12 protein-coding genes are annotated in these 12,377 nt (G+C 73.5%); 8 read left to right on the forward strand and 4 right to left on the reverse strand.

Going from position 1 to position 12,377, the window contains the following annotated elements; genetic code table 11:
• Positions 1 to 282: 282 nt before the first annotated feature.
• Genes ACLJQZ_RS12535 through ACLJQZ_RS12545 form a run of 3 tightly spaced genes read left to right on the forward strand, consistent with a single transcriptional unit; the run spans position 283 to position 1,937 of the window.
• Complete coding sequence (locus ACLJQZ_RS12535) at positions 283 to 990, forward strand: SDR family NAD(P)-dependent oxidoreductase (RefSeq protein ID WP_410620182.1); 708 nt, start codon at positions 283 to 285, stop codon at positions 988 to 990.
• The gene (locus ACLJQZ_RS12540) at positions 987 to 1,559 is read left to right on the forward strand and encodes a TetR family transcriptional regulator (protein ID WP_410620183.1); all 573 of its coding nucleotides are present in this window, start codon (positions 987 to 989) and stop codon (positions 1,557 to 1,559) included. Before ACLJQZ_RS12535 ends, ACLJQZ_RS12540 begins: the two co-directional genes overlap by 4 nt.
• Before the next feature lie 54 nt (positions 1,560 to 1,613).
• Positions 1,614 to 1,937 (forward strand): hypothetical protein, encoded by a 324-nt coding sequence (locus ACLJQZ_RS12545; RefSeq protein WP_328644153.1) that lies wholly within the window; start codon positions 1,614 to 1,616, stop codon positions 1,935 to 1,937.
• 187 nt (positions 1,938 to 2,124) lie between these two features.
• Here the strand turns inward: ACLJQZ_RS12545 and ACLJQZ_RS12550 are convergent, their stop codons facing one another.
• The 4 genes from ACLJQZ_RS12550 to ACLJQZ_RS12565 are packed head-to-tail and all read right to left on the reverse strand — an operon-like array spanning position 2,125 to position 7,917.
• Positions 2,125 to 6,510, reverse strand: a complete 4,386-nt coding sequence (locus tag ACLJQZ_RS12550; RefSeq protein WP_410620184.1) for an amino acid adenylation domain-containing protein — start codon at positions 6,508 to 6,510, stop codon at positions 2,125 to 2,127.
• Between the two features lie 30 nt (positions 6,511 to 6,540).
• Positions 6,541 to 6,816: an acyl carrier protein gene (locus ACLJQZ_RS12555; RefSeq protein ID WP_326947470.1), complete on the reverse strand. Its 276-nt coding sequence runs from the start codon at positions 6,814 to 6,816 to the stop codon at positions 6,541 to 6,543.
• Positions 6,817 to 6,826: 10 nt separating this feature from the next.
• Positions 6,827 to 7,726 (reverse strand): ketopantoate reductase family protein, encoded by a 900-nt coding sequence (locus ACLJQZ_RS12560; protein ID WP_410620185.1) that lies wholly within the window; start codon positions 7,724 to 7,726, stop codon positions 6,827 to 6,829.
• Positions 7,723 to 7,917 carry an MbtH family protein gene (locus ACLJQZ_RS12565; protein ID WP_410620186.1) on the reverse strand — a complete coding sequence of 65 codons (195 nt, stop codon included), beginning with the start codon at positions 7,915 to 7,917 and terminating at the stop codon, positions 7,723 to 7,725. The genes ACLJQZ_RS12560 and ACLJQZ_RS12565 overlap by 4 nt, the downstream gene beginning before the upstream one ends.
• Before the next feature lie 262 nt (positions 7,918 to 8,179).
• On the opposite strand from ACLJQZ_RS12565, the gene ACLJQZ_RS12570 reads away from it, so the two are divergent.
• Genes ACLJQZ_RS12570 through ACLJQZ_RS12590 form a run of 5 tightly spaced genes read left to right on the forward strand, consistent with a single transcriptional unit; the run spans position 8,180 to position 12,377 of the window.
• Positions 8,180 to 9,019, forward strand: a complete 840-nt coding sequence (locus ACLJQZ_RS12570; RefSeq protein WP_410620187.1) for a hypothetical protein — start codon at positions 8,180 to 8,182, stop codon at positions 9,017 to 9,019.
• Positions 9,016 to 9,552, forward strand: coding sequence for a GNAT family N-acetyltransferase (locus ACLJQZ_RS12575; protein WP_410620188.1), 537 nt, complete (start codon positions 9,016 to 9,018; stop codon positions 9,550 to 9,552). Before ACLJQZ_RS12570 ends, ACLJQZ_RS12575 begins: the two co-directional genes overlap by 4 nt.
• The gene (locus tag ACLJQZ_RS12580; protein WP_410620189.1) at positions 9,549 to 10,823 is read left to right on the forward strand and encodes an acetyl-CoA carboxylase biotin carboxylase subunit family protein; all 1,275 of its coding nucleotides are present in this window, start codon (positions 9,549 to 9,551) and stop codon (positions 10,821 to 10,823) included. The genes ACLJQZ_RS12575 and ACLJQZ_RS12580 overlap by 4 nt, the downstream gene beginning before the upstream one ends.
• A 10-nt stretch (positions 10,824 to 10,833) precedes the next feature.
• The gene (locus ACLJQZ_RS12585; RefSeq protein ID WP_410620190.1) at positions 10,834 to 11,550 is read left to right on the forward strand and encodes a thioesterase II family protein; all 717 of its coding nucleotides are present in this window, start codon (positions 10,834 to 10,836) and stop codon (positions 11,548 to 11,550) included.
• A complete protein-coding gene (locus ACLJQZ_RS12590; RefSeq protein WP_410620191.1) occupies positions 11,547 to 12,377 on the forward strand; it encodes an SDR family oxidoreductase in 831 nt (276 codons plus the stop codon). Before ACLJQZ_RS12585 ends, ACLJQZ_RS12590 begins: the two co-directional genes overlap by 4 nt.

Below are 12,377 nucleotides of genomic sequence, written 5' to 3' on the forward strand. Positions count from 1 at the left end.
GATAAGCGGGGAAGGATGTTTCGGCGATGTTTCCGTAAGGTATCTCACAGCGTTTCGGCAGGTGGGAAATGTGCGGGGTGCACACCATTGCGAAAAGGTGAAACGCATTTCGAATGCGGCGAATGGCGCTTTGTCAAGCTTTTCCGCGGAAGACTGGGGAAATCCGGGTTCGCCCGCGTCGGGGTGACCGCGTGGTGAGCGAGGTAACTGGTTGTTGACTTGCGGCGCCGGGCGAGCCTACCTTGTAACTATCCAGTTAGATACCGGACGGGAGCAACAAGCATGACAACGACACTGGTCACCGGAGCGAACAAGGGCATCGGCTACGAGACGGCACGTCAGCTCGTCGCCGCCGGGCACACCGTGTACGTCGGCGCGCGGGACGCCGAGCGCGGGCAGACGGCGGCCAACCGGCTGGGCGCGCGGTTCGTGCAGCTGGACGTCACCGACGACGCGTCCGTGGCGACGGCGGTCAAGACCATCGAGGCCGACGGCGGGCTGGACGTCCTCGTGAACAACGCCGGCGTCGAGGGCCGGCAGGCCGACGGCGGCGTGATCGGCGCCGCCGACGTGACCGCCGACCAGGTGCGGGATCTGTTCGACACCAACGTGTTCGGGGTCGTCCGGGTCACCCGCGCGTTCCTGCCGCTGCTGCGGCGGTCGGCGGCGCCGGCGGTGGTCAACGTGAGCAGCGGCCTGGCGCGGACCGCGGACCTGGCGAACCCGGACTCGTTCACGGCCTTCTACCCGGGGATCTCGTACCCGGCGTCCAAGGCCGCGCTGAACATGGTCACCGTGCAGTACGCCAAGGCGCTCCCCGGCTTCCGGGTCAACGCCGTGGACCCCGGCTACACGAAGACCGACCTCAACCACAACAGCGGCACGCAGACCGTCGAGCAGGGCGCCGCAGCCGCCGTCCGGCTGGCCCAGGCCGGCCCGGACGGTCCGACGGGCGGGTTCTTCGACGCCGCGGGCCCGGTGGCGTGGTGACCACCGTCCGTCCTCGCGACGCCGCGGCCACGAAGGCCCTGCTGCTCGCGGCGGCGACGGCGGAGTTCGCCGAGCACGGGCCGGCCGGTGGCCGGATCGACCGCATCGCCGAGCGCGCGGGCGCCAACAAGCGGCTCATCTACGTGTACTTCGGCGACAAGAACCAGCTGTTCGACGCGGTGGTGGAGGAGGAGGCCCGGGCGGTCTTCGAGGCGGCCCCGATGACCGACGGCGACCTGCGTGCCTTCGCGGCCGCGAGGTTCGACCACATGCTGGCGAACGCGGCGTCCCGGCGGATCAGCACGTGGCGCACGCTGGAGCAGATCGAGCCGACGCCCGCGGAGGTCGACCGCTTCCGCGCCCGCGTCGACGCGGTGGCGGCGGCGCAGAAAGACGGCCGGGTCCGCGCGGACCTCCCGGCGGTGGACCTGTTCGCGATCGTCCTGCGCATGACGGAGAGCTGGCTGAGCGCACCACCCGCGCTGACCGCGGCGGCGAAGCCGGATCGGCTCGAGGAGCACCGGGCGGCGTTGCTGGAAGCGGTGCGGAGCGTGGTCGAACCGCGTTAGCGCGGCAGCGGCCGCCATCCAGGATGGCGTCCGGCCGGGCGGCATACTGGGGGGATGAGCGAGCCGATTCCCCTGTTCCCGGTCCCGCCCATCGATCCGGCGCGCTTCGCGGCCGAGCAGCACCGCCAGTTCACCGGCATGCGGCTGCACATCGGCCGGTCCGGTGTCGCCCACCGGGTCAGCTGGGTGCCGTGGCTGAACAGCCTGACCCTGCCGGCGCCGGCGTGCCACCAGGGCTGGTCGGGCCTGGGCGCGGGCGGCGAGGTCACGCCGACCCACCTGGGGGTCAGCTGCCGCAAGTGCCTCCGCCTGGGCGGGGAGCCGGAGGACCCGGACCAGCGGACGCTCTTCGCCCTGCCCGGTGCGGAGGGTTCGTAGGCGGGAGCACCTTCCTGCCCGCTGAAGCTCCGGCGAGACCGGGGTCGCCTTCGGGGGCACCTCAGCGTTCGACGATGGAGGATCCTGGCCGCTCAGCGTCCCGAATCCTCCGTCGACACCTCGTGGTCATGCCCCCAGCCGGCCGATTCCGCGGAACGGCGAGCCCTGGACCGGGAACACCGCGGGCTCAGTCGAGGGGCAGCACCGTCGGGGTCAGCGCCGTCACGGTTTCCGTGAGCAGGTTCGCGAGACCGTCGAAGCCCGCGGTCGTCGACAGGGTCGCCGTGTCCGGGACCCGGTCGAAGGCCAGCCGCAGGCGGTGGTGCAGCTGCGGCACGCGGTCCGCCGGGAACGTGTCCCGCTCGCCGGCGAGACTCTGCCAGGCCGCGGCCAGGGTGGCGCGGATGCGCTCCGGGGACGCGGCCGCCGCGGGATCCGTGGTGCCGGGGCGCGCGAACGGGTAGCCGGGCAGGCGGACTCGCCTGATCCGGCGGTCGGTCAGCTCGACCTCGACGCCGCTGCACCACAGCTGCGCCACGGCCTGCGGGCCGGTGCCCGGGACCGCCGTCAGCTCCGGGCGGGTCGACGCCGCGGCCAGGAACTCGCCGCCGGCGCCGAGGTCGACGACCACCGCCGGCCGCCCGCCCGTCGCGGTGGCCAGCAGCTCCGGCGCGTCGGCCGGGTACGTGAGGTGCTTGGCCCACAACCGGACGTCGAGGGGCCGGCCGGCCGGGGTGACGCCGTCCGGGGCGGCCACGGCGACCGCGGGGGGCGTGAACGTGACGGCTTCGAGTGCCTCGGTGAGCGTGCCGGGGTGGTCGAGGGCGGTGGCCAGGCGCAGGCCGTCGGCGTGCGTCAGGACACCGGCGGCCACGGCGGCGATCAGGTGGCCCACGCCCGAGCCGGTGACGACGTCGGGTGCGGCGCCGCGGCCGGTGAGCTGCGTGAGGAGCGCGTGCTGGGCGGCGAAGGCCAGCGCCGCGGAGCGCTCGCCGGCGCCGAACGCGAACACCAGCCGCACCGGACGGGTCCGGTCCACCACGCCGGCGGCCACCGGGCCGGTGCTCAGCGCGCCGGCCCGCAGCGCGGCGGCCGCGCCGGCGGGATCGGCGGCCACGACGGCGAACCGGTGCGGGAACCGCTCGCGGCCGCGTTCCAGGGTGGCCGCGACCTGCGCGAGGTCGACGCCGGGGGAGCTGGTGAGGTGGTCGGCCAGCCGCCGCCGCGCCGCGGCGAGCGCCGCCTCGGACGCCGCCGACACCGCGACGACCTGGCTACCGCCGCTCACCGGCTCGGCCGGAGCTGCCGGTGCCGGAGATCCGGCCGCGGGAGCGGTGACGAGGGCAGCCGCGGAGTCCGGCTGAGTGCCGTTCGAGCCGAGAGACGCGGCCACCGGCGTCCCAGCGGAAGCGACCGCAGGACCAGCCGGCGCCCCAGCGGAAGCGGCCACCGGCGTGACGTTGGCCAGCAGCGCCACCTGCGCCCGCACCGTCGTGTGCCGCAGCAGCTCGCCGATCGACGGGGCCGTCGCGAACCGGGACCGCAGGCCCGCCTGCAGCTTCACCAGGATCAGCGAATGGCCGCCGACGTCGAAGAAGTTGTCGTCCATGGCGAACGTGTCGTGTTCCAGCAGCTCCGCCCACGCCGCCCGCACCAGGTCCACAGTGGACTCGGCCGAAGCGGCAGGAGCAGCAGGAGCGACCACGGCCGGAACAGGCGCAGCGGTAGCCACCGGAGCGTCCACAGCCTCGGGCAGCCGGCGCCGGTCGATCTTTCCGTTGGGCGTCAACGGCATCCGGTCCAAGGGCACCAGGTACCGCGGCACCGCGAACACCGGCAGCACCTCGCGCGCGTGCCGCCGCAGCTCCTCGACCGTGCCGCCCGCGCCGAGGACCACGTACGCCGCGATCTCCTTCTCCTTGCGGCTGTTCAGGCACACCGTCACGAACGCGGCCTCGACCGAGGTGTGCGCGGCGAGGGCCGACTCGACCTCGCCCAGCTCGACGCGCTGGCTGCGGATCTTGACCTGGTTGTCGTTGCGGCCGATGAACTCCAGCCGGCCGTCCGGCAGCCAGCGCACCCGGTCGCCCGTGCGGTACAGCCGCGCGCCGGGCACGCCCGAATAGGGGTCGGGGATGAACCGACGCGCCGTCTCGCGCGGGTTGCCGAGGTAGCCGCGGGTGACGCCGGTGCCGCCCAGCAGCAGCTCGCCCGGCACACCCCGGGGCGCCTGGCGCATCGTGGTGTGGTCGAACACGACGTAGCCGTCGGTCTCCGGGACGACCCGGCCGATCGACAGCGTCCGCGTGTTCTCTTCGATCTCCGTGATCGGCGTCCAGGTCGTGGTGAACGAGTTCTCCGTCGGCCCGTAGCTGTGCAGCATGGTGCCCGGCGCGCTCCAGCGCAGCGCCTTCTCCAGGTGCGGCACCGAGACGATCTCGCCGCCGAAGTACACCCGGCGCAGGCCGGTGAACAGGTCCGGCACGTCCTCGACCAGCCGGTTGAGCAGCGGCGACGACACGATGAGGGTGGTGATCCCGCGCTCGCGGAACGCCGTGCGCAGCTCCGGCGGGCTCAGCGTCAGCTCCTTGTCGAAGATCACCAGCTCGGCGCCGTGGGTGAGCGCGCCCCAGACTTCGTAGGTCGCGCCGTCGAAGTTGAGCGGCGAGAGCTGGGAGACGACGTCGGTGTGGTGCAGCGGCACGAAGTCGGGGCGGTCGAGCAGCCGGACGAACCCGGCGTGCGGCCAGATGACGCCCTTCGGCCGGCCCGTGGACCCGGACGTGTAGAGCACGTTGAACGCCGTCGCCGGGTCGATCGCCACCTCGGGCGGGGTGCCCGGGTGGCGCGCGGCCTCCGCGAGGGCCTCGTCGACGAGGTAGATCGGGCACTTGGGCAGCCGCACGCGTTCGACGAACCCGGGCGCGCCGACGACCAGCCGCGGCCGGGCGTCGTCGAGCACCATCTGCAGCTGGGCGTCGGGGTAGGCCGGGTCGAGCGGCAGGTAGGCCGCGCCCGCCATGAGCGTGCCCAGCCAGAACACGACCGACGCCGGGCTGGGCGGCAGCAGCAGCGCCACGAGCGACTCGGCGCCGAGTCCTTCGGCACGCAGCCAGTTCGCGACGGCGCCGGCGCGCGCGACGAGCTCGGCGTAGGTGAGGACTTCGTCGTGGTAGCGGACGGCGACGGCGTCCGGGCGCAGCTCGGCCTGCCGGCGCACCATGTCGTGCAGCAGCACCCGGTTGACCGGCTCGGTCTCGGTCACCGGACGGGCGGGCACGAACGGGTCGCAGGCGGCGACGAGCGCGCCGCAGGTCGCGGCGGGGTCGGCGACGGCGTCGGTGAGGAGCTTGACGAGCTGGGCGAGCAGCACTTCGGCGGTGCTGTCGCGGTAGACCAGCGTGTCGTGGTCGACGCGCAGCCGGATGTGCGCCTCGCCTTCCAGCGCCGCCAGCGACAGGTCGTACTTGCCCGCGGTGGTCTCGTGCTCGACGACCTCGATCGTCGTGTCCCCGGCGGTCCAGGACAGCTCCTGCTCCGGGAAGTACATGAACACGCTGTTGTCGATGAGGGACGCGCCGCCGTCGCGGCGGATGTCGCGCAGCCGGGCCGACGGGACGGCCGAGTGCTCGAGCGAGTCGAGCATCTGGTCGCGCACGCGGTCGACCAGCGCGGCGAAGGGCTCGGTGAAGTCGAGCGCGCTGCGCACCGGGAGCACGCGGGCCAGCAGGTCGACGCGCTCCTCGTCCTCGGGCGTGCGGGCGGCGAACAGCATGCCGGTGGTGCCGTCCGCGGTGGCGCTCCACGCGTGCAGCAGCGTCAGCCACGCGCTCAGCACGACCGACGCGGGCGAGGCCAGCCGGTCCCGGGCCACCGCGCGGACGCGCTCGAGGACGTCCTCGGCCAGCAGGACCTCGTGGAAGCCGGCCGGGCCCGGCACCGAGCCGGGGCGGTTGCGGTCCGCGATCGGCGCGAGCGACGGCGGCTGGTCGGCCAGCAGGCCCGACCAGTACGCGGTCAGCTCGCTGTCGGAAACGTCCATAGTGGACTCAGTGGACTCGGTGACCGGCAGCGGCGCGTCCCACGGCGGCCGGCCGGCGACGCGCTCCCGGTAGGCGTGCACCAGGTCCCGCGCCACGATGCCCTGCGACCAGCCGTCGGACACGACGTGGTGCACGGCCAGCACGAACAACGCGCCGTCGTCGGCGTGCAGGAGCGTGCCCCGCACGAGCGGCGCGGAACCGAGGTCGAACGGCTGGGCGGCGATCGCGGCGGCCCACTCCAGCGCCGCGGCCCGGTCGTAGCGGCCGGGCCGCCGGTGCTCGACGAACGGGACGGGCGGGCGGTGGTGCACCACCTGCACCAGTTCGCCGCTGTCGGCCAGGAACGCGCTGCGCAGGTTCGGGTGCCGCTCGACGACGTCGCCGAGCGCGCTCCGCAGTGCCGCGACGTCGACGCCGGGGGTGAACTCCAGGTCGAGCGGGATGGTGAACCGGGCGGACTCCGGTTCCCGCTGCATGGCGAGCCACACCTCGGTCTGCTCGGCCGTCGCGGGCCTGCGCGTCTCGATCACGGGGTTCCTTTCACGGTCGGGAAAGCCTGGTCAGTTGCTCGCCCGGCGCCGCACGACGAAGTCGGCGATCGTGCTGATGGACCGGAAGTTCACCGGCGTGAAGTCGGTGTCGGAGATGGGGACGCCGAACTGCTGCTCGCACCGGGCGCGCAGCTCGACGAAGCCGAGCGAGTCGAGCCCGAGCGTCTCCTGCAGGCTGTCGTCGGCGTGGATGCCGTCGGCCGGGACGTCGACGTACAGGTCGGCGACCAGGATCTCGCGCAGCGTGTCTTCCAGTGTGTTCTTCGGGGCGATTTCCGGGGACATGATCGCGTCCTCACTCTCGGTTTCCGGCGGGCAACGGCGTGCCCGCGTCGTGACGGGCCCGGTGCACGAGCTCGTCGGTGGCCGGGGTCGGGATGGCGTGCCGGGCCCCGGCTTCGCGGACCGGGCCGGCGATCGCGTCGAGCTCGCCCGCCTCGCCGCGTTCGACGTCGCGCTGCAGCGACGTGCGGGTCCGGCCGGGGGCGCGGGTGAGCGCGCGCAGGACGCGGCCGCGGTCGAGCCGGGCGCCTTCGGCCCGGCCCGCCGCGCACGCTTCGTCGGCGCAGGCGAGCATCAGCCGGGTCAGGTCCTCGTCGGCGCGGACCGCGTCGAGGGGCCCGCCGGCGCACGTCGTGGCGAGCGCGAGCGGTGCGAGCAGGGCGAGCTTGCGCCAGAGGACGTCGGCCTCGGAACCGCCGTCCGTGCAGCCGATCCCGGCCGCGGTCAGCGCTTCGGCGACGACCTCTGGCGGCCCGGCCAGCTCGATCTCGGTGAAGAGGGACTCCTGGCGGACCTCGCCGACGGCGGTGCGGGTGGCCTCGATCCGGATCGAACCCGCGACCACCCGGTCGCCGAAGCGTTCCCGCAGGGGCGGCAGGTGCCCGGTGCCGTTGAGCAGCGGGACGACGACGCCGACAGCAGGGTCCACGGCGGCCACCGTGGACAACGCGCCGGGCAGGTCGGGGTGCTTGACGCAGACCCACAGCACGTCGGTGGGCCCGGTCAGGCGCGCGGCGGCCGGGACCGCGACGGTGAACCCCTCGCGGAGGCCCTGCCGCACCGTGACACGGCCGCCGTAGCGCGCGAGGGAAGCGGGCCGCAGCAGGAGTGTGACGTCTTCGCCGCCGCGGGCGAGGGCGGCGGCGAGCGCGAGCCCGACCCCGCCCGCCCCGAGGACCGCGTGGCGGCTCATGCGGACCGGCGGACCGAGCGCGGCGTGATGTCGCGCCACATTTCAGCGACGTGGTCGAGGCAGGCTTCCTCGGTGCCGGCGAACCCGGCAGCCGTCCAGCCGCCGGGGAGTGCGAGCCCGGCGGGCCACACCGAGTACTGCTCTTCGCCGTTCACCACGGCGATGTACGTGGCCTCGTTCGTCTCCGGCACTCTCTCGCCCCCACTACGCACCGCACGTCGGTTCCGAGAGCCCCCGGACCGCTGCCGGATTCGACGTTAGCGACTCGGCCGGAACCGCCCTTCTCCATTTATGCGTATTCTCGCAAGGGTGCTCGGCGCGACATAGAAGATATTCCAAAATGCTGTGATTTGAGTCACCTTTCATTTTTGTTGCTGTAGTTGCTCGGTGACTGCCACTGTGGTGCAACAGGGGCCACTAGCCCCGTTGTATTGACACTTTGGAGGTCGTTTCGTGGTGCGGAGGGAAGGCGAAGAGGGCGACCGTGAGGTCCGGACGCTCAATCCGTCCCAATCGAATCCGCGGCTGCGGTACGAATTCGACAGGGGTAGCGGTTACGAGAGCGAGCTCAGGCTGACCGCCGCGCTCTCGGCGCTGATTCCCGAGGACGAGCTCCTGCACTCCGACCACCGCTTCTTCCAGATCGTGCACCTGCTGACCGAGTACTGCTGGGTCGCGGTGCACCACAGCCTGTGCGACCTGACCGCGGCGCTGGCGAAGGGCGACCCGATCACGGCGACCCGGCACCTCGTCCGCTGCGCCGACACCGCCGGGCTGACCGTCGAATGCCTGCGCGTCATGACGAACTCCCTCGCGCAGGTGTCGTTCCTGCAGATGCGCAAGGACCTGGCCGGGGCGGCCTCGGGGCTCGCGTCGCCGGGTTCGCGCAACATCCGCCGCGCCGCGCACGCCGTCTGGGCGGAGTTCGAGGCCACCGTCACCGCCGCCGGCGTCACGATGGCCGACCTGGTCGAGGCGACCGGCCCGGACACGTCGGCGGCGCCGGCCACGATGCAGCTCGCCGAGGTGATGACCGGCCTCCAGCGGTTCGACACGCAGGTCCTCGAGTGGAAGCAGGTCCACATCAACCTCGTGTGGCAGATGCTCGGGGGCCAGCCCCGCGCCGCCGACGAGGACGACGACGCCGACGACCGGCCGCGGAGCATGCGCGGCCGCTCCATCTCCGACCTGGAGCGGCTGGCCGTGCGCCCGCTGTTCCCGAAGCTGTGGTTGCAGAACACCGCGGTCTACCGCGCGGCGAGCGCGGTGGCCCCTGAAGAAGAGGCGGCATGACGCAGGATACGAAGACCCCGGCCCCGCTCACGGTCCTGGCGACGGCGCGGACCACGCTGCGCGAGGTCCCGTTCGACGAGGTCCGCGCGATCCTCGCCGGCGAGTCCGGCGCGGGGAAGTGGGCCTGGGCGCCGGGCTACCCGTTCGACGGGACGCTCGGCGGCGCGAAGCTCGTGCTGCGGATGGTCACCGCCGACGCCTACCGGCCGGGGTTCGGCCTGTACCAGGTCGTCGACCGCGAGTCCGGGCTGGCGATCGGCGACATCGGCTTCCACTCCGCGCCCGACGCGGCGGGGGAGGCCGAGATCGGCTACGGCCTGATCGAGGCGTTCCGGGGTCGCGGGCTGGCTACCGAGGCCGTCGAAGCGCTGCTGACCTGGACTCTCGAGCAGCCCGGCGTCACCGCCGTGCTCGCCGAGACCGACGAAGACCACCTGCCGTCGCGGCGGGTGCTGGAGAAGACCGGGTTCGCTTTCCTCGGTTCCGACGGCGAAACCCGCAACTACGCGAAGCGGCGGGAGCCCGGGTCATGACCAAGGTGGCGGTGTTCGAATCGGCCGACGCGTCCGGGCTGCCCGACCTGCTCGACGCGGCGGCGGACTGGTGCGAGCTGGTCGTCGTCAACGCGGGCCCGCAGCCGTGGTCCGCCGACGAGCGGGAGGGGATCGCCGACCTGGCCGAGGTCGTCGACGCCGCCGGCCAGGACGCCGCCACCGTCGCCGCGCGGCTGGCCGCCCTCGACGTCGACGGCGTGGTGACGCTGGAGGACGAGTGGATCCCGCTCGTCGCCGCGGTCGCGGCCCGGCTGGGCCTGCCCTACCACGACGAAGCGACCGCCGAAGCCGTGACGCACAAGGACGTCCAGCGCGCGCGGCTCGCCGGCACCGACCTCGGCGTGCGCGCCGCGGCCTTCACCGACGAGGAGTCGCTGGCCGCCGCGATCGAGGCCGTCGGGTTCCCCGCCGTGCTGAAACCCGTGCGGGGTAACGGAAGCCTCAACGTCTACACCGTCGACCACGAGGCCGGCCTGCGGGCGGCGCTGCTCGAGGCGACCGGCACCGCGCCGTCGGTCCGGGCGAACTTCAACCTGGGCCACGGGTCCGCGGGCGCGCGGACGTGGCTGCTCGAGGAGCGGCTGATCGGCGTCCCGCACCCGGAGGGCGACTGGCTCAGCGACCACTTCTCGGTGGAGGTGCTGTCGCTGGGCGAAGGGGATCACTGGCCGTTCTGGCTGTCCGACCGGTTCCCGCTGATCCCGCCGCTGCGCGAGACCGGGATGACCGGGCCGTCGCTGCTGCCGTGGGACGTGCAGCAGCTGGCGTCCGAACGCGCCGCGGCGATCCTGACCACGCTCGGCGTCACGACCGGGATCACGCACCTGGAGTTCAAGCTCACCGCCACCGGCCCGCGGCTGATCGAGGTCAACGGCCGGCTCGGCGGGTTCCTCTCGTCGATCGTCCCGCACGTCAGCGACCTGAACCCGGTGCGGCTTGCGCTGGAAGCGGCCGTCGGCAAGGCCGAACGCCGTCCGGTCGTCCCGACCGGTTACGCGGCCTGCGTGTTCACCCACGTCCCGCTGGGCGGCGGGCGGATCACCGCGCTGGCGGACCCCGGCGAGCTCGTCCGCGAGCCCGGCGTGTGGCGGGTCGACGTCCGCAGCGCGGTCGGCGAGACGCCCGACTACCGCACCGGCACCAACGGGCGGCTGCAGAACGTCTGGGTCGAGGGCGTGACGGGAGCCGAGCTGCACGCCGCCTTCGTCGCCGCGGACGCGTTCGTCACCGCCGGCAACCGGTTCGAGTGAGGGGACGACGATGACGGAACGGGTGCCCGTGCTGTGCTTCCCGCCCGCGGGGGCGGGGCCGAGCTTCTTCCAGGCGTGGCCGGACGCCTCGCCCGCGCTCCGGTTCGCCGCGGTCGAGCTGCCCGGCAAGGAGCGGCGCTTCGCCGAAGAGCCGGCGACCACGATGACCGAGCTGGTCGACGCGATCGCCGATGACGTGCTGCGCGAGGTGGGCGCGGCCGGCCGCGTCGGCGTCTTCGGCCACTCCTTCGGCGCCCTGGTGGCCTACGAGGTCGCCCGGCTCGTCGAACGCGAGCGGCCGGCGGTGGACCTGACGCTGTTCGCCAGCGGCGCGCCGCGGCCGGGAGTACCGCGGTCCTCGCCGATCGGCGGGCTGCCCGACGACGAGTTCGTCGTCGCCGTCGCCGAGCTGGCCGGATACAAGCACCCCGCGCTGGACGACCCGGACCTGCGGGAACTGCTCCTGCCGGCGCTGCGCGGCGACGTCGCGGTCGACGAATCCTACCGGCCCGCCGAGCAGGCCCCGGCCGCGTTCCCGGTCGTCTCGGTCCGCGGCGACGCCGACGAGCTGGTGTCCGCGGCGGCCGCCGCCCGCTGGCGCGAGGTGACGGCCGCGGGCTGCACGACGCGGGAGTTCCCCGGCGGCCACATGTACCTGATCGAGCACTGGGCACCGCTGGTCACGCTGCTGGAACGGACGTTGGTCGGCGAACAGGCCCGGTCGTGACCGGCCGGCTCGCGGAGCGGATCGCGCTCGTCACGGGCGCGGCGCGGGGGATCGGCCGGGCGTGCGCGACGGCGCTGGCCGCCGAGGGCGCGGACCTCGTGCTGCTCGACGTCGCCGCGCCGATCGAGGGCCTCGGCTACCCGGCCGGCACGGCGAGCCAGCTCGACCACACCGCCGCGTTGTGCGCGGAGCACGGGGCGGCGACGCTCGTCGCCGCCGCCGACGTCCGCGACCTCGGCGCGCTGGAGGCCGTGGCGCGTAAGACCGTCGACCGCTTCGGCCGCATCGACGTCCTGGTCAACAACGCCGGCATCGCCGCGCCCTCGGGCAAGGCGGTGCACGAGATGACCGAGGCCGAATGGGCCCTGATGGTCGACGTCGACCTCAGCGGGCCGTGGCGGGCCATCAAAGCCGTGGCGCCGGCGATGATCGCCCAGCGGTCCGGGAGCATCGTCAACATCGCGTCGACCGCGGGGCTGGTCGGGTACCGCAACTTCGCCGGTTACGTCTCGGCCAAGCACGGCGTGCTCGGGCTGACCCGGGCCGCCGCGCTCGACCTGGCCCCGCACAAGGTCCGCGTCAACGCCGTGTGCCCCGGCTCGGTCCGCGACGACCCGGCCCTGGAAGGCCGGATGCTGTCGGAGATCGCCCGCGCGCTCGGGCTGGACGTCGCCGAGCACGAGACGACGTTCGTGCGCGACCAGCCGACCAACGAGCTCGTCGAGGCCGGTGACGTCGCCGCGGCCGTGCTGTGGCTCGCCACCGGCGAGTCCCGGCACGCCACCGGCGGCGTCGTCACCGTCGACGGCGGCTTCACGAGCCGCTGA

Source organism: Amycolatopsis sp. cmx-8-4 (genome assembly GCF_046548675.1).
Taxonomy (GTDB): Bacteria; Actinomycetota; Actinomycetes; order Mycobacteriales; family Pseudonocardiaceae; genus Amycolatopsis.